Source organism: Candidatus Pelagibacter sp. (assembly GCF_052049835.1).
Classification (GTDB): domain Bacteria; phylum Pseudomonadota; class Alphaproteobacteria; order Pelagibacterales; family Pelagibacteraceae; genus Pelagibacter.
This window is the reverse complement of sequence record NZ_JBNGZF010000002.1, coordinates 69,683-94,061: the sequence shown is the minus strand read 5'-3', so window position 1 is coordinate 94,061 and position 24,379 is coordinate 69,683. Positions and strand designations below refer to the sequence as shown.

General features: G+C 29.5%; 25 protein-coding genes. 10 read left to right on the top strand and 15 right to left on the bottom strand.

Features of this window, described 5'->3' with window-relative positions:
• Positions 1 to 5 precede the first annotated feature (5 nt).
• The 8 genes from odhB to atpC all read left to right on the top strand — a co-directional run bounded on the left by odhB (position 6) and on the right by atpC (position 9,577).
• Positions 6 to 1,304, top strand: a complete 1,299-nt coding sequence (odhB, locus tag ACTT9R_RS02010; RefSeq protein ID WP_440926401.1) for a 2-oxoglutarate dehydrogenase complex dihydrolipoyllysine-residue succinyltransferase — start codon at positions 6 to 8, stop codon at positions 1,302 to 1,304.
• On the top strand, positions 1,305 to 2,705 hold the full coding sequence (gene lpdA, locus ACTT9R_RS02005) for a dihydrolipoyl dehydrogenase (protein WP_440926400.1): 1,401 nt from the start codon (positions 1,305 to 1,307) through the stop codon (positions 2,703 to 2,705).
• Positions 2,706 to 2,727: 22 nt separating this feature from the next.
• Positions 2,728 to 4,683 (top strand): replication restart helicase PriA, encoded by a 1,956-nt coding sequence (gene priA / locus ACTT9R_RS02000; RefSeq protein ID WP_440926399.1) that lies wholly within the window; start codon positions 2,728 to 2,730, stop codon positions 4,681 to 4,683.
• Between the two features lie 108 nt (positions 4,684 to 4,791).
• Positions 4,792 to 5,349: an ATP synthase F1 subunit delta gene (gene atpH / locus ACTT9R_RS01995; protein WP_075505232.1), complete on the top strand. Its 558-nt coding sequence runs from the start codon at positions 4,792 to 4,794 to the stop codon at positions 5,347 to 5,349.
• Positions 5,350 to 6,885 (top strand): F0F1 ATP synthase subunit alpha, encoded by a 1,536-nt coding sequence (atpA, locus tag ACTT9R_RS01990; protein ID WP_440926398.1) that lies wholly within the window; start codon positions 5,350 to 5,352, stop codon positions 6,883 to 6,885. It begins immediately after the preceding gene.
• A gap of 6 nt (positions 6,886 to 6,891) precedes the next feature.
• Entirely contained in the window at positions 6,892 to 7,764 is an 873-nt protein-coding gene (locus tag ACTT9R_RS01985; RefSeq protein WP_440926397.1) for a F0F1 ATP synthase subunit gamma, read from the top strand.
• Positions 7,765 to 7,766: 2 nt separating this feature from the next.
• Positions 7,767 to 9,185, top strand: a complete 1,419-nt coding sequence (gene atpD / locus ACTT9R_RS01980; protein ID WP_440926396.1) for a F0F1 ATP synthase subunit beta — start codon at positions 7,767 to 7,769, stop codon at positions 9,183 to 9,185.
• A complete protein-coding gene (atpC, locus tag ACTT9R_RS01975; RefSeq protein WP_440926395.1) occupies positions 9,185 to 9,577 on the top strand; it encodes an ATP synthase F1 subunit epsilon in 393 nt (130 codons plus the stop codon). Before atpD ends, atpC begins: the two co-directional genes overlap by 1 nt.
• Here atpC and ACTT9R_RS01970 read toward each other — a convergent pair.
• From ACTT9R_RS01970 to metX, 12 genes are all read right to left on the bottom strand, one after another.
• Entirely contained in the window at positions 9,569 to 10,042 is a 474-nt protein-coding gene (locus ACTT9R_RS01970) for an RNA pyrophosphohydrolase (protein WP_440926394.1), read from the bottom strand. The genes atpC and ACTT9R_RS01970 overlap by 9 nt on opposite strands.
• 1 nt (position 10,043) lies before the next feature.
• Positions 10,044 to 11,183 carry a S41 family peptidase gene (locus ACTT9R_RS01965; RefSeq protein ID WP_440926393.1) on the bottom strand — a complete coding sequence of 380 codons (1,140 nt, stop codon included), beginning with the start codon at positions 11,181 to 11,183 and terminating at the stop codon, positions 10,044 to 10,046.
• Positions 11,180 to 11,530: a ribosome silencing factor gene (gene rsfS / locus ACTT9R_RS01960; RefSeq protein ID WP_075484663.1), complete on the bottom strand. Its 351-nt coding sequence runs from the start codon at positions 11,528 to 11,530 to the stop codon at positions 11,180 to 11,182. The genes ACTT9R_RS01965 and rsfS overlap by 4 nt, the downstream gene beginning before the upstream one ends.
• A gap of 17 nt (positions 11,531 to 11,547) precedes the next feature.
• Entirely contained in the window at positions 11,548 to 12,075 is a 528-nt protein-coding gene (gene nadD, locus ACTT9R_RS01955) for a nicotinate (nicotinamide) nucleotide adenylyltransferase (RefSeq protein ID WP_440926610.1), read from the bottom strand.
• Positions 12,071 to 13,321: a glutamate-5-semialdehyde dehydrogenase gene (locus ACTT9R_RS01950; protein ID WP_440926392.1), complete on the bottom strand. Its 1,251-nt coding sequence runs from the start codon at positions 13,319 to 13,321 to the stop codon at positions 12,071 to 12,073. Before ACTT9R_RS01950 ends, nadD begins: the two co-directional genes overlap by 5 nt.
• On the bottom strand, positions 13,322 to 14,428 hold the full coding sequence (gene proB, locus ACTT9R_RS01945; RefSeq protein WP_440926391.1) for a glutamate 5-kinase: 1,107 nt from the start codon (positions 14,426 to 14,428) through the stop codon (positions 13,322 to 13,324).
• Positions 14,418 to 15,401 carry an Obg family GTPase CgtA gene (gene cgtA, locus ACTT9R_RS01940; RefSeq protein WP_440926390.1) on the bottom strand — a complete coding sequence of 328 codons (984 nt, stop codon included), beginning with the start codon at positions 15,399 to 15,401 and terminating at the stop codon, positions 14,418 to 14,420. Before cgtA ends, proB begins: the two co-directional genes overlap by 11 nt.
• Before the next feature lie 31 nt (positions 15,402 to 15,432).
• On the bottom strand, positions 15,433 to 15,687 hold the full coding sequence (gene rpmA / locus ACTT9R_RS01935; RefSeq protein ID WP_023854670.1) for a 50S ribosomal protein L27: 255 nt from the start codon (positions 15,685 to 15,687) through the stop codon (positions 15,433 to 15,435).
• A gap of 14 nt (positions 15,688 to 15,701) precedes the next feature.
• Positions 15,702 to 16,100, bottom strand: coding sequence for a 50S ribosomal protein L21 (rplU, locus tag ACTT9R_RS01930; protein WP_440926389.1), 399 nt, complete (start codon positions 16,098 to 16,100; stop codon positions 15,702 to 15,704).
• 64 nt (positions 16,101 to 16,164) lie between these two features.
• On the bottom strand, positions 16,165 to 16,884 hold the full coding sequence (gloB, locus tag ACTT9R_RS01925) for a hydroxyacylglutathione hydrolase (RefSeq protein ID WP_440926388.1): 720 nt from the start codon (positions 16,882 to 16,884) through the stop codon (positions 16,165 to 16,167).
• 1 nt (position 16,885) lies between these two features.
• Positions 16,886 to 17,482, bottom strand: coding sequence for a methionine biosynthesis protein MetW (metW, locus tag ACTT9R_RS01920; protein WP_440926387.1), 597 nt, complete (start codon positions 17,480 to 17,482; stop codon positions 16,886 to 16,888).
• 2 nt (positions 17,483 to 17,484) lie between these two features.
• Positions 17,485 to 18,600 (bottom strand): homoserine O-acetyltransferase MetX, encoded by a 1,116-nt coding sequence (gene metX / locus ACTT9R_RS01915; RefSeq protein ID WP_440926386.1) that lies wholly within the window; start codon positions 18,598 to 18,600, stop codon positions 17,485 to 17,487.
• A gap of 191 nt (positions 18,601 to 18,791) precedes the next feature.
• Between metX and hisC the strand changes: the two genes are divergently transcribed.
• Positions 18,792 to 19,877: a histidinol-phosphate transaminase gene (hisC, locus tag ACTT9R_RS01910; protein ID WP_440926385.1), complete on the top strand. Its 1,086-nt coding sequence runs from the start codon at positions 18,792 to 18,794 to the stop codon at positions 19,875 to 19,877.
• Positions 19,874 to 20,770: a prephenate dehydrogenase gene (locus tag ACTT9R_RS01905; RefSeq protein WP_440926384.1), complete on the top strand. Its 897-nt coding sequence runs from the start codon at positions 19,874 to 19,876 to the stop codon at positions 20,768 to 20,770. Before hisC ends, ACTT9R_RS01905 begins: the two co-directional genes overlap by 4 nt.
• Here ACTT9R_RS01905 and ACTT9R_RS01900 read toward each other — a convergent pair.
• Genes ACTT9R_RS01900 through ACTT9R_RS01890 form a run of 3 tightly spaced genes read right to left on the bottom strand, consistent with a single transcriptional unit; the run spans position 20,767 to position 24,321 of the window.
• Entirely contained in the window at positions 20,767 to 21,513 is a 747-nt protein-coding gene (locus tag ACTT9R_RS01900) for a C40 family peptidase (protein ID WP_440926383.1), read from the bottom strand. The genes ACTT9R_RS01905 and ACTT9R_RS01900 overlap by 4 nt on opposite strands.
• Positions 21,503 to 22,879: an AmpG family muropeptide MFS transporter gene (locus ACTT9R_RS01895; RefSeq protein ID WP_440926382.1), complete on the bottom strand. Its 1,377-nt coding sequence runs from the start codon at positions 22,877 to 22,879 to the stop codon at positions 21,503 to 21,505. Before ACTT9R_RS01895 ends, ACTT9R_RS01900 begins: the two co-directional genes overlap by 11 nt.
• 2 nt (positions 22,880 to 22,881) lie before the next feature.
• Positions 22,882 to 24,321 carry a TrkH family potassium uptake protein gene (locus ACTT9R_RS01890; protein WP_440926381.1) on the bottom strand — a complete coding sequence of 480 codons (1,440 nt, stop codon included), beginning with the start codon at positions 24,319 to 24,321 and terminating at the stop codon, positions 22,882 to 22,884.
• Between the last annotated feature and the right edge of the window lie 58 nt (positions 24,322 to 24,379).

Sequence of the window (24,379 nt, the reverse complement as noted above, 5' to 3'; positions counted from 1 at the left end):
TTTTAATGAGTGAAAAAATAGTAGTCCCAGTTCTTGGTGAAAGTATAACAGAAGCGACTGTTGCAAAATGGTTAAAAAACGCAGGTGATACAGTCGAAGCAGATGAGCCAATTGTAGAACTTGAGACAGACAAAGTAAACTTAGAAGTGCCATCTCCAATCTCTGGTGTGTTAACAGAGATAAATTCACAAGATGGATCAGTTGTTGAAGTAGGAGCATTATTAGGTTCTGTATCAGCAGAAGGTGGAGCGGTTAAATCTGCGCCAAAAATCCAAACAGAAATCGAGCAGGAGGAAATAGTTCCTGCAGAGAGTAATGTAATAAAATTAGATGCAAATAAAAAAGAACCAAAAGTATTTGAAGAAAGAGATATAGAAAAACACAAAGAGAAACCATTGATTTTAACTGAGGAAGTTAAACCAAATGTTGCTCCAAAAAGAAATGTTAATCCAACCTTGTCTCCAGCAGTGAGAAAAATAGTAACTGAAAATAATATCGATATTAATTCAATTCAAGGTTCAGGAAAAGATGGGAGAGTTTTAAAAGGAGATTTAATAAGTTTGATGGGTGCAAATCCAAAACCATCTGAAAGAAAAATTCAATATGGTGAAGAAGAACGAATTAAGATGACTAGGTTGAGACAAACTATTGCAAAAAGATTAAAACAAGCTCAAGATAATGCTGCTCTTTTAACAACATTTAACGAGGTTGATATGAGCAGTGTGATGGAAATGAGGAAAGAAAATCAAGAGGATTTTCAATCTCGTTATGGGATAAAATTAGGATTTATGTCTTTCTTTGTAAAAGCATGTGTAGTTGCTTTAAAAAATTTCCCTACGGTGAATGCTGAAATAGACGGAGATGAGATTATCTATAAAAACTATTACAATATTAGCTTTGCTGTCGGAACAGATAAGGGTTTGGTTGTTCCAGTTTTGAGAAATGCAGATGAATTATCCTTTGCTGATATTGAAAAAAATATTAAAGAAATTTCAGAAAAAGCGCGAGATGGAAAGCTAACGATTGAAGATCTTCAGGGAGGAACATTTACAATAAGTAATGGAGGTGTGTATGGGTCTATGCTTTCAACCCCAATACTAAATTTGCCTCAATCTGGAGTGTTGGGCATGCATAATATAGTAGAAAGACCTGTTGTTGTAGACGGTGAAATTAAAATAAGACCAATTATGTATTTAGCATTATCATATGATCACAGAATTATTGATGGAAAAGAATCTGTATCTTTTCTTAAAATGATTAAAGAAAACTTAGAAGACCCAAGAAGATTGTTTTTAGATATTTAAATGACAGAAAAATTTCAAGCTGTAGTTATTGGAGGTGGACCGGGTGGTTATGTGTGCGCAATCAGACTTGCTCAATTAGGATTAAAAACTGCATGTATAGAATCCAGAGGGTCTTTGGGAGGTACTTGTTTAAATGTTGGTTGCATCCCATCAAAAAGCTTACTTAATCTGTCTGAAGAATTTCATAAAGTAAAAAGTTTAGCAAACAAAGGTATTGAAGTTGGTGAAGTAAAATTAAATTTAGACAAAATGATGAAAAGCAAAGATAAAGCTGTAACAGTTCTTACAAAAGGTGTTGAATTTCTTTTGAAAAAAAACAAAGTTACTTACTTTAAAGGACACGGAAGTTTTAAATCTAAAAATGAAATTATAATAAAGGACGATAAAAATAAAGAAACTATAATCCAAACAGAAAAAACAGTTATTGCAACAGGATCAGTTCCAGTTTCGTTACCAGGAATAAAAATAGATGAGAAAACAATTGTCTCATCAACAGGTGCTTTAAAGTTAGAAAAGGTACCTAAGAAAATGGTTGTAGTAGGAGGAGGCTATATAGGATTGGAGATGGGATCTGTATGGTCCAGACTTGGAGCAGAGGTACAAGTTGTTGAATTTTTAGATCATATTACACCTGGAATGGATAAAGAAATCTCTTTAGAATTTATGAAAATTTTAAAAAAACAGGGAATAAAATTTAATATGCAAAATAAAGTTGAAACAATTAAAAAAAATGCAGCAGGTGTAGTGATTTCAACAGTAGATAAAGACGGAAATAAAAATAATTTTGATTGTGATGTTGTTTTAATCTCTGTTGGCAGAAAACCCAATACAGATGGTTTAAATTTAGAGTCAGTAGGAGTAGATCTTGATGAAAGAAATAGAATTAAAACTGATAAAATCTTTAAGACTAACGTTGAAAATATCTATGCAATAGGCGATGTAATTGTTGGTCCAATGCTTGCACATAAAGCGGAGGACGAAGGTATAGCAGTTGCAGAAAACATAGTTGGTCAATCTGGACATGTAAATTACGGTACAATCCCAGGAGTAATTTATACAACACCAGAAGTAGCATCAATCGGTAAAACTGAGGAACAATTAAAAGAATTAAATAAAAAATATAAAGTAGGGAAATTTTCGTTTATGGCTAATTCAAGAGCTAAGGCCATAGATGATGCAGAAGGTTTTGTTAAAATTTTAGCTGATGAGCAAACAGATAAAGTATTAGGTGCACATATAATTGGTCCCCATGCAGGAGAATTAATTGCAGAGATCGGTGTTGCAATGGAATTCGGTGCAAGTGCAGAAGATATCGCCCGAACTTGTCATGCTCATCCAACTTTTTCAGAAGCAGTTAAAGAAGCTGCTTTATCAGTAGATAAAAGAGCAATACACTCTTAATTTTTTTTCATATTATAAAAATATGAAATATCCGATTCTTGTACCAAATATTTTTAATCATCCATTCACTTATGAAAGTAGTTTAAAACTTAAAGTTGGTGATTATGTAGTGGTACCTTTTGGAAAATCAAAAACTACCGGTGTGGTTTGGGACGAATTTGAAAAAAATAATAATAAAAATTTTAAGACTAAAAATATAATCAAGAAATTAGATGTTACTCCGTTAAAAAAAAATACAATAAATTTTTTAAATTGGTTTGCAGAATATAATCTTATCCCAAAGGGTATGGCATTAAAGCTAGTACTCTTAACTAGTAATGCGATAGAGAACAAAGAAACTCAACTTTATCAAATATTTGATAGCAAAATTAAACAAACCTTAATCAAGCTATCTAGTGATCAAGATAAATCTTTAAAAAAAATGAATGCTTCAAATAAAAAATTTAGAGTTCATGTTTTACAAGGCACAACTGGATCAGGAAAAACTTTAGTTTATTTTGAAGCGTTAAAACCATTGATAGAGAACGGTTTTCAAGGATTAATTTTATTACCAGAAATAGGTCTAACTAGTCAGTTTGAACAAAAATTTTTAGAATATTTTGGTTTTAAACCTGCAGTTTGGCATTCGGCTATTTCAAAAAAAAAGAAAGAATTAATTTGGAGCGGTGTTTCTAACGGTAAAATAAAAATAATTATTGGTGCAAGATCTTCATTATTTTTACCATTTAAAAAATTAGGTATGATAATTGTTGACGAGGAACATGATCAGTCATTTAAACAAGACGAAGGTATAACTTATAATGCTCGTGATATGGCAATTTCTAGAGCATCTTTTGAAAATATTCCTATCAATTTGATTACTGCTGTTCCTTCTATAGAAACTTTTGAAAATATTAAAAAAGGTAAATACGAAGTTTCTAGATTAAATGAAAGATACCAGAACGCAGCATTACCTAATTATGAAATTATTAATTTAAATAATACCAAACTTGAAAAACAATCATGGCTATCAAATAAAATTATTGAAAAAGTAAATTTACATTTGGAAAAAAAAGATCAGGTTTTGTTTTTTTTAAATAGAAGAGGTTTTTCTCCAAATGCTTTATGCAATAAATGTTTTACAAGTTTTACATGTCCAAATTGTAGTATCAATTTAGTTTATCATAAAAATAAAAATAATTTATTGTGTCATTATTGTGGATACAAATCTGATCTTAAAAGGAATTGTACAAAAGAAGGCAATTGTGAATTTATTTTTAGTGGTCCTGGTGTTGAGAGAATTTCAGAAGAGGTAAAAAGAAAATTTCCTGGAAAAACAATAGAGATTTTTTCAAGTGACACAATGAATAAAAAAGATTCTAAAGAAAAAATAGATAAAATTATTAATAATGAAACGCATATTTTAGTTGGAACCCAATTAATTTCAAAAGGTTTTCATTTTCCAAGCTTAAATTGCATTGTAGTTGTTGATATTGATCTTTCATCTCAAGGACATGATTTAAGAGGTGCAGAAAAAAATTTACAGCTTTATCATCAACTTTCAGGACGTGCAGGCAGAACTGGAAAACCAGCAACTGTATATTTTCAAACCTATGAAAATAATACTAATATGATTTCAGAAATTACAAGTAAAAATCCAGATATTTTTTTAGAAAGAGAACTGCAGATAAGAAAAAAAAATAAACTACCTCCATTTCAAAGGTTTATTTCTTTAATCTTAACGGGAGATAATGAAATTAAATTAGAAAAAGAAGCTTTAAATTTTAAAAATTTTATTGAAAATAAAATAGAAGGAAAAATATTAGGGCCAGTGAATGCTCCATTATTTAGATTAAAGAGAAAATTTAGAATAAGATTTTTAATAAGAGGCTTAAAATCTATGAAACTACAAAGCTCTCTTGCAAAAATTATTCCAAAATATAAATTTTCTTCTGGAATAAAACTTTCAGTTGATGTTGATCCAATTAACTTCAATTAACCTCAAAAAAGAGGCCTTTTTTACGAATCCGCTACTTGAAGACATAAGGGTCATATGCTATTTAGGGCGTGATTTTTAAATAATCTTCAACATTATAGAGGAACCAAGTTGAGTAAAGACACCGGATTTTCAATAACTTCAGCTGAAAGGTATTCTCTTGCGCTTTTTGAACTTTCAGAGGAAAACAATCTTTTAAGTCAGATCGAAGATCAGTCTTCATCTATTCTTAATTTAATCGAGCAAAGTGAAGATTTTTCTAATTTGATTAAAGATCCAACTACAAGCCAAGAAGATTTATTAAAAGTAATCAATACAATCTCTGAAAATAATAAATTTGAATCTTTATTTAAAAATTTTTTAAGTTTCTTAATTCAAAAAAGACGTTTCTTTTTTATTGAGCGTATCCTTAAAAGCTTTATTGAGATTTGTTCAAGAAAAAGAGGTGAACTTAAGGCAGAATTAAAATCAGCAAAACAATTATCTAATGAAGAAATTGCAAAAATTACAGAGGAGTTAACAAAAAATTTTAGCTCAAAAATAAAATTAAACTACAAACATGACGAAAGTTTAATAGGAGGTTTGGTAGTACAGGTAGGAAGTACTATGGTCGATACCTCAATTAAAAATAAATTACAACAAATCGAAAATAGAATGATAGAGGCATAAATGGAAATAAATCCTTCAGAAGTTACAAAAATATTAAAAGAACAAATTAAAAATTTTGGTGATAAAGCAGAAGTCACAGAAGTTGGTCAAGTTTTATCAGTTGGAGACGGTATTGCTAGGATTTATGGTTTAGATAATGTTCAAGCTGGTGAAATGGTAGAGTTTGCAGATGGTTCAAAAGGTATGGCTCTAAACTTAGAAAGTGAAAACGTTGGTGTCGTAATTTTTGGTGATGACAGAAATGTTAAAGAAGGGGATGTAGTAAAAAGAACTGGTAATATTGTTGATACTCCAGTTGGGAAAGAATTATTAGGAAGAGTAGTGGATGGTTTAGGAAATCCTATTGATGGAAAAGGACCATTAGATAAAGGAATTAAAAAAAGCAGGGTTGAAGTAAAAGCTCCTGGCATTATTCCACGACAATCAGTAAGCGAACCAATGCAAACTGGTCTTAAATCAATTGATAGTCTGGTTCCAATTGGTAGAGGACAAAGGGAATTAATTATTGGTGATAGACAAACTGGTAAAACAGCAGTTGCAGTAGATGCAATTATTAATCAAAAAAAAATCAATGAATCTGGTGATGAAAAACAAAAACTGTATTGCATATACGTTGCAGTTGGACAAAAAAGATCAACAGTAAGACAAATTCAAAAAACATTAGAAGAAGCTGGAGCTATGGAGTACACAACAATCGTTGCTGCTACTGCATCGGACTCTGCTCCTTTACAATTCTTAGCACCATACACAGGTTGTGCTATGGGTGAGTATTTTAGAGATAATGGAATGCATGCATTAATAATTTACGATGACTTGTCTAAACAAGCAGTTGCTTATAGACAAATGTCATTGTTATTAAGAAGACCCCCAGGACGTGAGGCTTATCCTGGAGATGTATTTTATCTCCATAGTAGATTGCTTGAAAGAGCAGCTAAATTAAGTGACGAACATGGTGGTGGATCACTTACTGCGCTGCCAATTATTGAAACACAAGGTGGAGACGTATCTGCGTTCATTCCAACTAACGTTATTTCAATTACAGACGGACAAATTTTCCTTGAAACAGAACTATTTAACCAAGGTATAAGACCTGCAATTAACGTAGGTTTATCAGTATCTAGGGTTGGTTCATCAGCTCAAACAAAAGCGATGAAAAAAGTTTCTGGTTCAATGAAATTAGAGCTAGCACAATACAGAGAAATGGCAGCTTTTGCTCAATTTGGATCTGATTTAGATGCATCTACTCAGCAACTTTTGAATAGAGGCTCTAAACTAACTGAACTTTTAAAACAAAAACAATATTCACCTATGACTGTTGCAGAACAAGTTATTTCAGTATTTTGTGGAGTGAAAGGTTATCTGGACGATATTGATCTAAAAGATGTTGCTAAATTTGAGAGCAAGATTATTGAAAAATGTAAATCAGATAAGCCTGAAATTATCGAGTCAATTTTAAGTTCAGGAAAACTTGAGGAAGATAAAGAAAAATTACTTGTTGAGGTAATCACTCAATTAAAAGGAAATTTTAAATCTTAATAATTTATGGCAAGTTTAGACGACCTAAAAAAAAGAATAGCTAGTGTAAAGTCTACACAGAAAATTACTAAAGCTATGAAAATGGTTGCAGCAGCTAAATTAAGAAGAGCTCAAGAAAGCGCTGAGAAGGGAAGGCCTTATTCTGAAAAAATGAATAATGTTATTTTAAATTTATCAAATGGTATTTCTGATAAAGAAAATGCACCAAAGTTATTGTCAGGTACTGGTCAAGAAAAAACTCATCTTTGTGTGGTGATGACTTCTGATAGAGGTTTATGTGGTGGATTTAACTCTAATATTATTAAAAAAGCTAAAAGTTATTTTGCAAAACTTTTAGATGAAGGTAAAGAACTTAAAATTATTACAGTAGGCTCAAAGGGAAATGATCAACTAAAAAGATTTTATGGTGACAAAATAATTGAAAATATTTCTTTCAAAGAGTCTAAAAATGCAAATTATTTTGATGCTGACAAAGTTGGTAAAATGGTAATTGAAAAATTCGAAGCAGGTGAATTTGATGTTTGTACAATTTTTTATAACCAATTTAAAAATGTAATTACTCAAATTCCTCAAGCACAACAAATTATCCCATTAAATAATGAGGGAGAAGAAAGTAGCTCAGAAGAAAGTTACGAATTTGAACCAGATGAAGATGAAATTTTAAGCAATTTATTGCCAAAGAATATTTCTACGCAAATATTTAAAGCAATGTTAGAGAATTCAGCTAGCGAGCAAGGGTCTAGAATGAGTGCAATGGATAATGCAACCCGAAACGCAGGTGAAATGGTTGACAAACTTACTATCGAATATAATAGAAGTCGTCAGGCAGCAATTACAAAAGAACTAATAGAAATCATATCAGGAGCAGAAAGTTTATAATTATGAGCAAAGGAATAATCACACAAGTTATTGGAGCGGTAGTAGACGTGAAATTTGATGGTGAACTACCAGAAATTTTAACAGCATTGGAATGTAAAAATGGTGATAACAGACTAGTTTTAGAGGTAGCGCAACACTTAGGTGAAACGACTGTACGAACAATTGCTATGGATGCTACTGAAGGACTAAAAAGAGGTGATGAAGTTGTTAACACTAATGCTCCTATTCAAGTTCCAGTTGGACCTGAAACACTTGGAAGAATTATAAATGTAATTGGGGAACCAATTGATGAAAGAGGTGAAGTTAAAACTAAAGAAAGTTGGCCAATTCATAGAGCTGCACCTGAATTTAATGACCAATCAACAGAAACTGAAATACTTGTAACAGGTATTAAAGTTATTGATTTGCTTGCACCTTATGCAAAAGGTGGAAAGATTGGATTATTTGGTGGAGCAGGAGTAGGAAAAACAGTTTTAATTATGGAATTAATTAATAACGTTGCAAAAGCTCATGGTGGTTTTTCAGTGTTCGCAGGAGTTGGAGAGAGAACTAGAGAAGGAAATGACCTTTATCATGAAATGATTGAATCTGGTGTAATTAAAAAAGAAGGAGCTGGTTCAAAAGCTGCTTTAGTTTATGGGCAGATGAATGAACCTCCTGGAGCAAGAGCAAGAGTTGCACTTACAGGGTTAACTGTAGCTGAATACTTTAGAGATCAGGAAGGTCAGGACGTACTTTTCTTTGTAGATAACATCTTTAGATTTACTCAGGCAGGATCAGAGGTTTCAGCTTTGTTAGGAAGAATTCCATCTGCTGTTGGATATCAACCGACATTAGCTACTGACATGGGTAACCTACAAGAAAGAATTACGACTACAAACAAAGGGTCAATTACATCTGTACAAGCAATTTATGTGCCTGCTGATGATCTAACAGATCCTGCTCCAGCGACATCGTTTGCTCACTTAGATGCAACGACTGTACTTTCAAGACAAATTGCTGAAATTGGTATTTATCCTGCAGTAGATCCACTTGACTCTACATCAAGAATTTTGGATCCAAGAATCGTTGGAGATGAGCATTATAGAGTAGCAAGAGATGTTCAAAGAATTCTACAATCATATAAATCATTACAAGATATTATAGCTATTCTTGGTATGGATGAATTATCTGAAGAAGATAAACTAGTTGTGGCAAGAGCTAGAAAAATCCAGAGATTTTTATCTCAACCATTCTTTGTTGCAGAAGTATTTACTGGTTCTCCAGGAAAACTTGTTGATCTTGACTCAACTATCAAAGGTTTTGATGCAATCTGTAAAGGTGAGTATGATCACTTACCTGAAGCTGCTTTTTATATGGTTGGAACAATTGAGGAAGCTATAGAAAAAGCTAAGAAAATGGAACAAGAAGCTGCTGCTTAATGAGCGAAGAGTTTAAAGTTGAAATAGTAAATCCTGAAAAATCTTTTTTAGTAAAAGAGGATGTTTCAGAAGTTGTGGTCCCTGCTTTTGAAGGAGAGATGGGAATATTGAAGGATCATATTTCTATTATTTCCTTTTTAAAACCTGGGATAATTAAGATTTTATCAAAATCAGGTGATGAAAATTACTATGTTGAAGATGGTATTGTTGAGTTCAAAAATAACAATCTATCTATTTTAACAAGTACAATTTTTAATCTTGCTGATATGGATAAATCAAAGCAACAAGATTTACTTAAACAGGCAGAAGAAGAGGCTAATAAAACTGATATTAACGATCAATCTAAGTATTTAGCAGATCAAAAAGTTGAAGTTTTAAAAACTCTAAATTAATTTTTTTACTTTTTCTTTAAGCTCTTTGTAAACATGATGTTTAAAATCAACCACCACATCAGTAATTAAATCTAAGTCAATCCACTTCCAATCCAAAAACTCTGGATTAGATGTATTTATGTTTACTTCATTATCATTTCCAACAAATCTCATTAAAAACCATTTTTGCTTTTGACCTTTGTATTTACCTTTCCAAATGATACCTAGTAATCTATCAGGTAAATCATAGGTTAATGTACCATCGAGCTCTTTTATAAGTTCTACGCTTTTGATACTTGTTTCTTCTTCTAGTTCTCTAAATGCAGCTTTTAAATTATCCTCTCCCTCATCAACACCACCTTGAGGCATTTGCCAAAAATTTTTAGGATTATCTATTCTTTTTGCTACGAATACTTTATTTTGTTTATTCAATAACACAATTCCGACCCCACTTCTCAGTGGTAAATCTTTAAAATTTTTATTCATATTATCCGTTAAGTAACTTAATAGCGTAGTTTAATTGATTATCAGTATCAGTTTTTATTCTAAAATCATCACCTTCTTCATTTACTTCAATATCTGGTCTAACACCTACTTCAGAAATAGATTTTCCAGAGGGAAGATAGTATTTTGCAACAGTTAATCTGATAGCCCCACGATTTTTTAGAGGAATAATTGATTGGACCGAACCTTTACCAAAGCTATTTTCACCAATAATAATTGCTCTTTTGTGATCTTTTAAAGCTCCAGCAACAATTTCAGATGCAGATGCTGAACCATAATTAATCAAAACCAATAATGTTTTTCCATCAGTAATATCTCCTTTTTTTGCAAACCATTTTCTATTTTCAGTTTTTTTTCTGCTTTTTGTTGAAACTATTTCCCCATTTTCTAGAAAAAAATCTGAGATTTTTATTGCTTGAGATAAAAGACCTCCAGGATTATTTCTTAAATCTAAAATAAATGAATTTAAGTTTTTATTTTTTTTAAGTTTTTTAATTTGTTTTTCAATTTGATCACTACTGTTATCATTAAATGAAGTAAGCCTGAGGTATCCTATACTTTCATCTATAATTTCAGATTTAACAGATTGAACCTGAATAACTTCTCTTATTATATTAAATGTTAACGCCTTTTTTTCGCCTCTTCGTCTTACTGTTAACTCTATTCCAGAACCCACAGGTCCTCTCATTAAATCTACAGCTTCACTTAATGATTTTCCTTGAACCTGAACATCATTTATTTTGACAATGTAATCACCAGCTTTTAATCCAGCCCTAGATGCAGGTGTATCATCTATTGGTGAAATTACTTTTACTACTCCTGCCTCCATGCTAACCTCAATTCCTAATCCACCAAACTCACCACTAGTCTCAGTTTGCATTTCATCAAATATTTTAGGCGACATGTAGGACGAATAAGGATCTAAAGATTGCAAAAGTCCATTGATTGCAGAATCCAGACTTTCAGATTGGTTGAACTCATCAACATATTCTTTATTAATTTTTTCTAAAACTTCACCGAAGAGATCAATTTTTTTATAAATATCAATTTCAGCTGAAATAACTGTTTTATTTAAACAAAAAACGGAAAAAAAGATTAATAATAAAAATTTAATTTTTTTCATATCATCACTTTTTCTTTTGGAATTAGTTCTGACCAAATTTTCTCTAATTCATAAAATTTTCTTTTTTCTGGATGAAAAATATGAACAATCAAATCAATCCCATCAACAAGTTTCCATTCTCCACTTTCTTTACCTTCAATTTTAGAGTCTTTTACACCATTATTTTTAAGTTTTTCTAAAACTTGTTCTGACAAGGATTGGATATGTCTAGATGAAGTTCCACTTGCTATAATCATGTAATCAGCCATAGAACTTTTGTCTTTAAGATCAATAGTTACAATGTCTTGAGCTTTATTGAGATCTAGTGTGTTAATTACAATTTCTTTTAAGTCTGAAATTTTGTCCATTAATTGATTTTAGATTATCAAATTTTTCTTAATTGAGAAGATGAAATGTTGACTTTATTAAACTCAATAAATTCTAGATTGGCCTTACTAAGTTGCTTAAATGTCTTTGATTTTAAAGAATTTTTTTTATACCCATGTCGGTCAAAAACTAGAATATTACATTTTTGTGAAATTAATTTAGATTTATGCCATTTATGAAAATTAATAAGGTTGTCGGCACCCATTAAAAAATAAATTTCAATGCTTTTATCTTTTTTTAAATGATTAATTAAATTTATAGTTTTATTTGATTTAATAATTTTTTCATAAAATTTAACCTTAATAAATGAATTTGTACTAATTATTTTTTTACAAAATTTAATTCTGTCAGCAACAGATGTCTTGCTCTCTATTTTAAATGGATTTTTTTTTGTTATTGCCCAAATAACTTTTTTGAGTTTAAATCTTTTTTTTGCTTCCTTAGAAATTGCCAAATGTCCTTTATGAGCAGGATCAAACGATCCACCTAATACACCAATTTTTATTTTTGCGCTATTCAATTTAATTTCTTATTTTACCATTACTAGTGATTTCATATTTATATGAAATCAATTGATTTAAACCTACAGGACCTCTTGGTGGCAGTGTATTAGTAGAAATTCCAACTTCTCCACCAAATCCAAATTCACCACCATCAGCAAATTGAGTTGAGGTATTGTGCATTGCAATTGAGCTTTTAACATTTTTTAGGAAATATTTTGCTGTTTTTTTATTTTTTGTAATGATGGAGTCAGTGTGCATAGTTCCGTATTTGTTAATATGCTGAATTGCCTCTTCAGAATTTTTAACAACTTTAACCGATACAATTGATGACAAATATTCAGTTGACCAATCTTTTTCTTTTGCAGGATATACTTGACCATTGTAATAACTTTTCAAAATTTTATCGCCAATTATTTTACAACCACTATTTTCAAGTTCCTGCAAAATAGGATTACTAAATTTTTTGACTATATTTTTATGAATAAGAATAGTTTCAGTCGCACCACAAATACTTGTATTTCTTAATTTAGCGTTATAGACAACTTCTTTAGCCATTTTTAATTCTGCATCTTTATCTATATAAGTATGACAAAGTCCCTCTAAGTGCCCAATTATAGGTACTTTGGATAATTCTAAAACTTTTTTAACTAAATTTTTTCCACCACGAGGTATGATCACATCGATATATTTTTTCATCTTAGAAAGCATAATATCCACAAGCTTCCTTTGTTTTGAATCGATAAATTGTATAAAGTTTTCATCAACTTTATTTTTTTTAAGTGCTTTTCTAAATAACTTAGCTAAAGCTTTATTTGAATTTATGGCTTCAGAGCCTCCTTTCAAAATCACTACATTCCCAGATTTAAAACAAAGACTAGCAACATCTGAAGTTACATTTGGTCTACTTTCATAAATAACCCCAATAACTCCAATTGGTATTGATACTTTTTTAATATTCAAACCATTTGGTCTTTTCCATTTTTCTAAAGTGCTATCTATAGGGTCCTTTAATTTAGCTATTTTTAAAATAGAATTTATAATTCCATCTAATTTAATTTCATTTAAATGAAGTCTTTTGATTAAGTTATCTTTTAATCCTTTTTTTCTTGCATAATTAATATCTTTTGAATTTTGATTAATAATAAATTTTTTTTCATTCTTAATTAATTTTGCGTAATCATTTAAGACTTTATTTTTTACTTCAGTTGTAACTTTATACTCACTAGCTTTTCGAGCTTTTATTCCAATTAAATTCATATATTTAATCATTTAAATTTCCACCATATCATCTTTATGAATAACTTCTGATTTTGCAACATATCCTAATAATTTTTCAATTTCATTCGAGTGATGACCCATTATTTTAGTCACCTCATCAGAAGTAAAGGAACTTAACCCTCTAGCACATTCATTATTTTTTTTATCTAATACTTTAATATGATCACCTTTGTTAAATTTCCCCGAAACTTTTCTAATTCCTGCTGCTAACAAACTTTTTCCAGATTTTAATGCTTTTTTAGCACCATCATCAATTATTAATGCTCCTTTAGGTGCTACAGAACTTATTATCCATTTTTTTCTAGCATCTAACTTTGAAATTTTTGGACTAAACCAGGTACAATTATTTTTTTCAATTATTTTTGAAATAGGATTTGAATATAGTCCATTGGCAATAACCATACTAGTACCAGCAAGCTGACATATTTTTGCTGCTTCAATTTTGGTATGCATACCACCACTTCCATATTCATTTACACCTTTAATATAAATATTATTTAGATCTTTTTTAAGATCATCAATCTTTTTTATTAGTTTAGCATCCTTAAAAATTTTAGGATTTTTTGTATACAAACCATCAACATCAGATAATAAAATTAAGGTATCCGCGTTTGTAATTTGCGCAACCCTAGATGCCAATCTATCATTATCTCCATATTTTATTTCACTCGTTGCAATAGTGTCATTTTCATTGACTACGGGAATAAAACCAAGTTCAAAAAGATTATCAAATGTTCTTTTTGCATTGAGAGATCTTCTTCTTTCCTCAGTATCTTCTAATGTAAGCAAAATCTGAGAAATATTTAATTTATATTTTGCGAAAGTTTGTGAAAATAAATTCATCAGTTCTATTTGACCAATAGAAGCAATAGCTTGACTCTTATCTAATTTGATATTTTTTTTATTATAATTCATTTTCTTGCAACCCAAAGCTATTGCACCAGAGCTAACAACAACTACTTTTTGATTTTTATCTCTTAATTTTTTGATATCTTTTGCAAAACTAGATAACCATTGTTTCCTAATTTTTTTATTTTGATCAACCAGGAGAGATGATCCAATTTTGACAATAATTATTTTAGAATTTTTAAGATACATAAGACAAAAGTTTTGCTTTAATTTTTGATACAGATTCTTTTTCAAGAGTTGTCATTGTCATAATCTCACAATTTTTACCTTTTGAAAAATAATCTATAACTTCATTTGCTGTTTCTTCATCAATCAAATCGATTTTATTAAGCACAATTAGTTCTTTTTTTTCTAATAACTTTGCACTGTAGCTTTTTAATTCATTTTTCACCTGATTATAAGATTCATTCAGATCTAAGTTGGTGACATCAATTAAGTGTAGTAAAGACTTACATCTCTCTATATGTTTTAAAAATTGTATCCCTAACCCTATACCTTCATGAGCTCCTTCAACTAATCCTGGAATATCTGCAATGGTAATTTCTTTATCATCATAAGAAGCAACACCAAGGTTTGGATTAACCGTTGTAAATTTGTAATTTGCAATTTTTGGATTTGCGTTTGTTAGAGCTGCTAACAAACTTGATTTTCCTGCATTTGGCAATCCAATAATACCGATATCAGCAATTGTTTTTAATTGAAGCCATATTGTAAATTCTTCTCCGATTGTGCCTTTAGTAAATTTTCTTGGAGCTCTATTTGTAGAACTTTTAAATCTTGTGTTTCCTAAACCTCCTTTTCCACCATCAGCTGCAACATATTCTTCACCTTTTTTATTAAAATCAAAAAGGAGAGTTTTGTTATCTTCTTCAAATACCTGTGTACCTAGAGGAACTTTTAAAATTAAATCTTCACCACCTTTTCCTGTTCGATTTTGACCTGAACCGTTTTCTCCACGTTCGGCTTTATGGTGTTGTTGATATCGATAATCAATAAGGGTATTTAAATTTTCCTCTGACTTTAAAATAATTGATCCACCTTTTCCACCATCACCACCATCTGGTCCACCAAACTCAACATATTTCTCTCTTCTAAAACTAGGAGATCCATCTCCGCCGTTTCCAGCCTTAATATAAATTTTAACTTGATCGAGAAATTTCATAATACAACATCTATTTTAATTGGTTGTACTATTAATTGGGCTTTACAGAAACGAAAGTTCTATCTGATTTAGATTTTTTAAAAACAACTTTCCCTTTAACAACTGAGAATATTGAATGATCTTTACCCATACCAACATTTTCACCTGGAAAAATCTTAGTTCCTCTTTGTCTAACAATTATGTTTCCAGGAATTACTGTTTCACCACCATATTTTTTTACGCCGAGTCTTCTACCGGCACTATCTCGTCCGTTTCGTGATGATCCACCTGCTTTTTTTGTTGCCATAATTTACCTAATAACTATTTGCTTGCTGCTTCCTTAACTTCTTCTTTTTTTGAAGTTTTAGAAATTTTTTCAGCTTCTGATAATACTTTACCATCTTTTGAAAAAATTTTGTTAATTCTTATCATAGAATATTGTTGTCTATGCCCATTTTTTCTTCTTGAATTTTGTCTTCTTCTTTTTTTAAAAATTAAAATAGTTCTATTTTTGCTATTTTTAATTAAATCAGCCTCTACTTTTGCGCCCTCAACATTTGGAGTTCCAATTTCAATTGATTTATCATCACCGTATGCCAAGATTTCATTAAACTCTATTTTAGTCTCAGGTTTAGAGTCTGGTAATTTTTCAATCTTTAGAATTTCTCCAGATTTTACCTTATACTGTTTTCCACCTGTTTTTATTACTGCGTATGACATAGTATGATTTAATTTAAAGTTACCGCAATATAGTTGTAGCCAGCCTTTAGTCAAGCCGAATTAATTAGAAATTATCCTTAAAATCTCTTAATTTTGAAAAGGTTTTTACATCTTTTGCTCTTAAAAATATATTACAATCCAATTCCTCTTTTAAAGTTGAGGGTATGGTAGGAATTCCATTTTCTCTTAATTTTTCTATTTTTTCGATTTTTTTTTGTAAATCTTTGTTTTCAGAATCATATTTTTTGCAAAATTTTGCATTGTTAAGAGTATATTCATGACCGCAATAAATTTTTGTATCTTCTGGTAATAATTTAATTTTGTTTAAAGATTCAAACATTTCCTCATATGAACCTTCGAATATTCTTCCACAACCAAGTGAGAAAAGTGTATCTCCGGTAAAAACTATTTTTTCTTTAAAAAAATTAAAACAAATATGGCCTGAAGTATGTCCAGGTATATGCATAATTTTAGCTTCAAAGTTTTCAGCTTTCCATATTTGATTATCTTCTAACAATATGTCTATCTCTGGTATTCTTTTCGAGTCTCCTTTAAAACCTACAACAACTGATCCATATTTTTTTTTTAATTCTTGATTTCCTCCAATATGATCATAGTGATGATGAGTATTAAGAATGTATTTTAATTTTATATTTTTATTTTTTAGGAAATTTATTATTGGCTCAGCTTCACTGGGATCTACAATACACGCAGAATTGTTACTTTCGTCTATTATTAAATAGCTGTAGTTGTCTTGAAGACAAGGTATAATTTCAATACGCATTTTATTTTTCTATCAAAAATATACCTAGATCTGCAAACAAATTTTTAACGCCTAAATTACTATGATTTATTGTTGATTTATTAAGATTGTTTAAAGCGAGTGATTTAAAAATCTTTATATCTTTTGATTTTACAAAATGAAAAAAATCTTTGATTGTGCACATGTGTAAATTTGGAGTGTTATACCATTCATCTGGTAATGTTTTTGTAATTGGCATTGTACCTTTAAATAATAAATGAAATCTTACTTTCCAGTATCCAAAATTAGGAATCGTAACTATTGCCTTTTTTCCAACTCTTAAAAGTTCATCTAAAACTAATTCAGGATTAAGAAAAGCTTGAAGGGTTTGACTTAAAACAACATAATCAAAAGATTTATCTGGAAATTGCTTTAAATCTTTTTCAGCATTTCCTTCAATTACAGTTAAACCTTTAGCAATACATTCTTGCACTTTTTCTTTTGAAATCTCTAATCCTCTTATATTTATGTTTTTATTATCCTTTAAAAATTTCATCAAAGTTCCATCAGCACAACCTACATCTAAGACTTTCTTATCTTTTTCAATTAAATCTGCTATTACCTGAAATTCATTTTTCATAATTAATTTTCTTCGTAAGATTTATCTAAAAAGTTTTTAAGTGCACTTAAGAAATCTGGAACGTCTAGTAAAAAGGAGTCGTGACCTTTATCTGACTCAATTTCTACAAATCCAACATCAGCTCCTATTGAGTTTAAAGCAATCACAATATCTTTGTTTTCTAAGGTTGGATAAAGCCAATCTGAAGTAAAAGAAATTATAAAAAATTTCGCGTTTGTATTTATAAATGCTTCTGAAAGACTACCTTTGAATTGCTTAGCTAAATCAAAATAATCCATAGCTCTAGTAATATAAAGATAACTATTTGCATCAAATCTATCTACGAAAACCGAGCCTTGATATCTTAAATAACTTTCTATTTGAAAATCAGCGTCAAATCCAAATTTAAGATCTTCTCTTTCTTGTAACTTTCTTCCAAATTTTTCCTGCAAACCTTTTTTAGATAAATAAGTAATATGAGCTGCCATTCTAGCTACTGCCAATCCTTTTCCAGGATTAGTATCGTTTGATGTATAATTCCCATCTTTCCAGTTACTATCAGCTGTAATAGCTTGTCTACCTAGCTCGTTAAAAGCAATATTTTGAGCTGAATGACTAGATGTGGTTGCTATCGGTATCACTGTTTTGGATTTATTCGGAAAGTTGCTAATAAACTGAAGGACTTGCATACCTCCCATTGAACCACCAGTTATAGAAAATAGTTTATCAATACCAAAATGATCAAGTAAATTATATTGAGCATTCACCATATCATTAATTGTAATAACGGGAAAATTTGTTCCAAAAATTTTTTGATTAGGATCTTTATGACTTGGTCCGTATGATCCCATACATCCACCAATTACGTTAGAACAAATAACAAAATATTTATTCGTATCGATAGCCTTATCAGGACCTACTGCATAACTCCACCAACCCTCTTTGTTGGTTACAGGGTTTATTCCGGTTACAAATTGATCTCCTGTTAGAGCATGAAAAACTAATATTGCATTATCTTTTTTTGAATTAAGTGAACCGTAAGTTTCATAGGCTATGGGAAAATCTTTTATGGTCTTTCCACAGTCTAATTTTAGTGGTTTCTTTACAATTAAAGTTTTTATGTTTTTCTCAGTATTCATAGTTTTTGACTGTTTCGAATTGTGAGAAAAAAAACTATTTTAGCGGTTTTTTTTAAGCGCTCGCAATTCAGTTAAATCAGCGCATAATTTTTTTACTAGAACTTATTTATTATGTCAATTTTTTAAAAAACCCTCTTATTCTCTATAAAATTTTGTAATTTTATCTATAAAGAGCACATAAATTAAAAAAAATGATAACTCCAAATTTTAAAAAATTTAAAATTGAGGCTTATAAGCCTGGTAAATCTAAAGTTAAGAAACTTAATAACGTAATTAAGCTTTCTGCAAATGAGTCTGCTTTAGGTATGAGTCCAAAAGTAAAGAAAATAATATCAAATAAAAATCTGAATTTAGATAAATATCCAGATGGAAAATCTCAAAATTTAAGAAAAGCAATATCTAAAGCTTATAAATGTAATTCTGAGAAAATTATTTGTGGAGCTGGTTCAGATGAAGTTATTCAAATGCTCTGTCAGTTGTTTCTAAACCCAAAAAATGAGGTTGTGGTACCAGAGTACAGTTTTTTAATGTACAGAATTTACTCAAAAATTGTGGGTGCAAAAGTTGTATTTGCAAAAGAAATTAATTTTAAAGTTTCAGTAAATGAAATTTTAAAAAAAATAACAAAAAAAACTAAAATTGTGTTTATAGCTAACCCAAACAATCCTACAGGAACTTACTTAACGAAAAAAGAAGTTTTAGAATTAAGAAAAAGATTAAATAAAAAAATTTTACTAGTTATAGATGATGCCTATGCAGAATATATGAAAAACAAAGATTATTCATCTGGGTTAGATTTGTTTAAAAATAAAGACAATGTTTTCATCCTTAGAACTTTTTCAAAAATGTTTGGATTAGCTTCTCTGAGAGTAGGTTGGGGATATGGATCAAAAAAAATAGTTGATGCGCTAAATGTTATAAAACCACCATTTAATGTAAATGGTATTGCTCAATTAGCTGCCACCGAGTCACTGAAGGATAAAGCTTTCATAACTAAATCGATTAGACATAATTTATTATATTCTGAAAAAATTAAGAAATTTCTTGAGACATATAATATTTTTTCAAATTCGGTTTCAGCAAATTTTTTGTTACTTAATTTTGAAAAATGCAGATATTCAGCAAAATTTCTTTATGAAAAACTTAAAAACAAGGGAATTATTTTAAGATCAACAGAAGATGGTTATCATATAAAGAATAAATTAAGGTTAACTATTGGATCTAAAAAAGAAAACTTAAAATTTATGAGTGTTATTAAGCAAGTATTGAAAAAATGAAAAATATTTTAATTATTGGCTGTGGATTATTAGGTTCATCTTTATTAAGGCGTATTAGCAAAAAAAAAATAGCAAAAAAAATATTTATTTATGAAAAATCAAAATCAAATATTGCTAAGATAAAAAGATTAAAATTACCTGGAACAATTGTTAAATCATTAAAAGAAGGTGCAAGTAATTCCGATTTAATCATCTTTTGTACACCAATGAGTGAATACAAAAATATTATTTTGAAAATTAATAAATTTATACAATCAAAAACATTGATTACAGATATTGGTTCTTCAAAAATTGAAACTTCTAAAATTATAAATAAATTTTTAAAGAAAGGTATTCAGTGGATTCAAAGTCACCCAATAGCTGGATCAGAGGTCAGTGGGCCAGAGCATGGTAAAGAAAATATGTTTACTGATAGATGGTGTATAATAATTAAAGAAAAAAATATTAAAAAAAATAATATAAATATTCTAACTAAGTTTTGGAAAAAAATTGGAGCAAAAGTAGTTGTTATGAGCGCTGAAAAACATGACAAAATTTTTTCTATTACTAGTCATTTACCACACTTAATTGCATATAATCTGGTAAAATCTGCACAAGATTTTGAGAAAAAACAAAATTATGGGCTTATCAAATATAGCGCTGGTGGATTACGGGATTTTTCTAGGATAGCAGCATCAAATGAAATCATGTGGAGAGATATTTTTTTTAATAATAAAAATAATATTTCAAAAGCGATTGATTTATTTATTAAAAATTTAAATCAATTTAAAAAAGATATTAATTCAAAAAATAATAAGTCTATCGTAAAGAAACTTATTCAGACTAAAAAAGTAAGGTCAAAAATCATCAAATTGAAACAAGATATTGATAAACCTGACTTTGGAAGAAATTAATATTTTATTCTAGATACTTTTTTTACCTTTAGCTTGGCAGTTTTTTCAATCCTATTAATTGTTTGTATAATTGGCATAATAATTACTTTTCTTTCTGGACCATAAGCATGAATTAGTTGTTTAGAATTTAAACACATAGCAACATGACCTTTCCAAAAAATAATATCTCCTTTTTTAAATAGTCTTTTCTTTGAATTCTTTTTTGTATATTTGATCTGATCTTTTGTATCTCTTGGATAAAACGAATTATTATAAAAATAAAATATTTGCAATAAGGCTGAGCAATCAATACCTCGAAATGTTTTACCACCCCAAAAATATTTTACATTTAAAAATTTTTTAAATATTTTTGTAAAATTATTTTCTTTATGAGTTAATTTTTTTATATCTGCTTTTTTAATCCATTTATTTTTTTCAATTTTAACGTAATTCCTATTTTGTTCAATTACAGATAATTTGGATGCAAGCGGAAGCCAACTGCTAGTTCCAATTCCAGGTTTTTTATAAATCTTTGCTTTTAGTGAACTCACCTTATAATTGGGGCTAAATTTTTCTATATATTTTGAATTTTTTATAAACCCCTTATAATTATCAAATAAAGTTTTAATTTTTATCCAATCTTTATTTTTTGCTAAAATTTTGAATTTTTCACCATACACAATTTGTGAAGTTACTTCAGATCTTCTCGAAGGATTTTTGTAAATATTCGAAAAATTACCAATGAAATAAAAATTATTTTGCACCAATTTTAATTTTGTTTTTAATTAACCACAAACAAATTAACGATGGTATCACCATAATAGTCGTTAAAACAAAAAATGTTCCCCAATCTCCGTTTAACCAATCAACTAGAGCTCCTGAGGATGAAGCTAAAGTAGTACGACCAGCAGTACCAATTGAAGCAAGCAATGCATATTGTGTCGCTGTATAAGTTCTATCAACTAGTAATGATATAAATGCAACAAATGCTACAGTTGCAAAAGCTGCTGTGATATCATCAGCTATAACCGCAATTGCAAATAAAATTTCTGATTTTCCAGTCCATGCTAAAACTGCAAATAAAAGATTGGTTATAGCCATTAACCCACCAGCAAAGAACATGGTTTTAATTGTTCCAGCTCTCATGGCCATTACTCCACCCAACAAAGTAAATACAACTGTTGTAATCCAGCCAAGTCCTTTTGAATAAATTGCAATTTGACCTTTGGAGAAACCAATTTCTTTATAAAAAACAATAGACATTCTTCCCATAAATGCCTCACCTATCTTAAACAAGAAAACAAATCCTAAAATTCCAGCTGCAATAGCAAAACCATTTTTTCTAAAAAAACTAATAATAGGTCCGCCTATAGTACCTGTAATATATGCGATAAAGTTTGTAATAATATTGTTAGATCCAAGTTTTCTCTCAATTAATTTGTCTGTTTCTCTCTGTTTTGCTTGTCTGTTGGTCTCTATTGGTTCATGAACAAACATTAATCCAATATTCATTAAAATTATTAAAATACCTAAAATTAAAAAAGTAGCTTGCCAGTAGTCAGCTACACCTAGGTTTTCAAAAAATTCTGCTGTAAATAAAGCAACTACTCCACCTAATTTATACCCAGTCCACCAACCAACAACAGCCATAGCTGCACCAGCAGCCATTGATTTTCCTTCATTTTCATTTATCTGTTCAATTCTTAATGCATCTACAGTTATATCTTGGGTTGCTGATGCTATAGCAATAATTAAACCTACAGTGATTAATAAAGCCAAATTTTCAGTTGGATTAATCACACTCCAAACAACAAGACTTAACAAAATAATTAATTGCATCAAAACTATCCATCCTCTTCTATGACCTAATTTTTTTGTTAGTATTGGAATTTGAATTCTATCTATAATTGGAGCCCATAAATAATTGAAAGCGTATACTCCAAAAATTAAACCTGCCCATCCAATTGTTGATCTACTAAGACCTTCTTCTTTAAGCCAAAGACTTAAGCTACTTGCAATTAATACCCATGGAAATCCACTTATTGCACCTAATAAAAGAATTCTTACCATTCGAATATCTTTATAAACTGCAAGAGAATCAAGCCATGTTTGTTTCTTTGTTTCAGACATAATTAATTTCTCCAAAAAGATGGTAAGAATAATACTAATATTGCAAACAACTCAAGTCTACCTAAAATCATACCTACAGTTAAGACCCATTTAGAAATATCGGGCAAAGATGAAAAATCTCCGTTAGGCCCAATAATAGGACCTAAACCAGGACCAACATTTGATATCGATGTTGCTGCTCCAGAGATGGCAGTTATAAAATCAAGACCAGTTAATGATAATAATGCAGCTAAAATAAAAAAAATAACAAAGTAAAAATAAATAAATGAAATTATTGATGCAATAAATTTATCATCAACAGATCCTTGATCATATTTAATTACAAATATTCCCTTGGGATATATAATTTTTTTTAATTGATTCAATATAAATAAATATAGAATTTGAATTCTAAAAATTTTGACTCCACAAGTAGTTGATCCAGCACAGCCCCCAATAAACATTAATGCAAGAAATATTGTTATAGGAAAACTTCCCCAACCGTCGAATTCAGCATTTACATAACCTGTTCCAGTCAATATTGAAATCGTATTAAAAAAAATAGATCTTAAACTAAAGTTTCCGTTATTATTAAATAACAAATAAATTGATAATAAAATAATGCTTATAATTATTATTTTAATAAATGTTCTGATTTGAATATCGTTTAAAAATATTTTTTTATTACCACTAATAAATTTAATATATGCAATAAATGGAATACTTCCTAAAATTATAAAAATCATCGATGATATTTCTATAAGAACACTGTCAAAATATCCGATAGATTGATTATAATTAGAAAATCCACCTGTAGCTATGGTAGTCATAGAATGAGTTAAACTATCAAATTTTCCCATTCCAAATACCCAATATGATAATGCACAAAGAGCAGTTAGGCCTGAATAAATATATATAAGTCTTAAAGCTATTTCTTTTGATTTAGGAAGAATTTTTTCAGATGAGTCGTTGCTAGAAATTTTAAATAATTGCATGCCACCAACATTCATTATAGGCATGAGGGTGATTGCCATTACAATTATACCAATACCACCCAACCACTGAAGTATTGCTCTCCATAATAGAATGCCTTTTGGTGTATTCTCTAAGTTTGAAATAATTGTAGATCCAGTTGTTGTAATACCAGACATGCTCTCAAAAAAAGCATCAGTAATTGAAAGCTCCATAGTAGAAAATATAAATGGCAAAGATCCAAAAAGAGCAATACTTAACCACGACAAAGCAGTTAATAAAAATGCTTGTTGTAAATTTAACTTTTTGTCGTGGTCAAGATTTGAAAGAAAAAATAATGATCCAAAAATTATAGTAACAATAGATGCGCCAAAAAATGATGAATCTATTTCAGAATAAATAAATTGAGCAATTATAGGGATGAACATTGAGACCCCTAAAATAATTTGTAAAATTCCTAGTGTAAAAAAAACAGTTTTATAATTAGACATTTTGAAAGAACATTATTTTATGGTAAATAAATTTCAACTCTATAAGAATTAATAAAAT

What these genes read in the sequence shown, in the direction of transcription:
- metW (WP_440926387.1), bottom strand. Translation starts at nt 17,482, where the DNA reads ATGAAAAATGAATTTCAGGTAATAGCAGATTTAATTGAAAAAGATAAG.
- ACTT9R_RS01890 (WP_440926381.1), bottom strand. Translation starts at nt 24,321, where the DNA reads ATGTCTAATTATAAAACTGTTTTTTTTACACTAGGAATTTTACAAATT.
- metX (WP_440926386.1), bottom strand. Translation starts at nt 18,600, where the DNA reads ATGAATACTGAGAAAAACATAAAAACTTTAATTGTAAAGAAACCACTA.
- rpmA (WP_023854670.1), bottom strand. Translation starts at nt 15,687, where the DNA reads ATGGCAACAAAAAAAGCAGGTGGATCATCACGAAACGGACGAGATAGT.
- ACTT9R_RS01950 (WP_440926392.1), bottom strand. Translation starts at nt 13,321, where the DNA reads ATGATTAAATATATGAATTTAATTGGAATAAAAGCTCGAAAAGCTAGT.
- lpdA (WP_440926400.1), top strand. Translation starts at nt 1,305, where the DNA reads ATGACAGAAAAATTTCAAGCTGTAGTTATTGGAGGTGGACCGGGTGGT.
- priA (WP_440926399.1), top strand. Translation starts at nt 2,728, where the DNA reads ATGAAATATCCGATTCTTGTACCAAATATTTTTAATCATCCATTCACT.
- ACTT9R_RS01965 (WP_440926393.1), bottom strand. Translation starts at nt 11,183, where the DNA reads ATGAAAAAAATTAAATTTTTATTATTAATCTTTTTTTCCGTTTTTTGT.
- atpC (WP_440926395.1), top strand. Translation starts at nt 9,185, where the DNA reads ATGAGCGAAGAGTTTAAAGTTGAAATAGTAAATCCTGAAAAATCTTTT.
- atpA (WP_440926398.1), top strand. Translation starts at nt 5,350, where the DNA reads ATGGAAATAAATCCTTCAGAAGTTACAAAAATATTAAAAGAACAAATT.
- proB (WP_440926391.1), bottom strand. Translation starts at nt 14,428, where the DNA reads ATGTATCTTAAAAATTCTAAAATAATTATTGTCAAAATTGGATCATCT.
- ACTT9R_RS01985 (WP_440926397.1), top strand. Translation starts at nt 6,892, where the DNA reads ATGGCAAGTTTAGACGACCTAAAAAAAAGAATAGCTAGTGTAAAGTCT.
- ACTT9R_RS01970 (WP_440926394.1), bottom strand. Translation starts at nt 10,042, where the DNA reads ATGAATAAAAATTTTAAAGATTTACCACTGAGAAGTGGGGTCGGAATT.
- ACTT9R_RS01905 (WP_440926384.1), top strand. Translation starts at nt 19,874, where the DNA reads ATGAAAAATATTTTAATTATTGGCTGTGGATTATTAGGTTCATCTTTA.
- cgtA (WP_440926390.1), bottom strand. Translation starts at nt 15,401, where the DNA reads ATGAAATTTCTCGATCAAGTTAAAATTTATATTAAGGCTGGAAACGGC.
- gloB (WP_440926388.1), bottom strand. Translation starts at nt 16,884, where the DNA reads ATGCGTATTGAAATTATACCTTGTCTTCAAGACAACTACAGCTATTTA.
- odhB (WP_440926401.1), top strand. Translation starts at nt 6, where the DNA reads ATGAGTGAAAAAATAGTAGTCCCAGTTCTTGGTGAAAGTATAACAGAA.
- ACTT9R_RS01895 (WP_440926382.1), bottom strand. Translation starts at nt 22,879, where the DNA reads ATGTCTGAAACAAAGAAACAAACATGGCTTGATTCTCTTGCAGTTTAT.
- rsfS (WP_075484663.1), bottom strand. Translation starts at nt 11,530, where the DNA reads ATGGACAAAATTTCAGACTTAAAAGAAATTGTAATTAACACACTAGAT.
- rplU (WP_440926389.1), bottom strand. Translation starts at nt 16,100, where the DNA reads ATGTCATACGCAGTAATAAAAACAGGTGGAAAACAGTATAAGGTAAAA.
- atpD (WP_440926396.1), top strand. Translation starts at nt 7,767, where the DNA reads ATGAGCAAAGGAATAATCACACAAGTTATTGGAGCGGTAGTAGACGTG.
- hisC (WP_440926385.1), top strand. Translation starts at nt 18,792, where the DNA reads ATGATAACTCCAAATTTTAAAAAATTTAAAATTGAGGCTTATAAGCCT.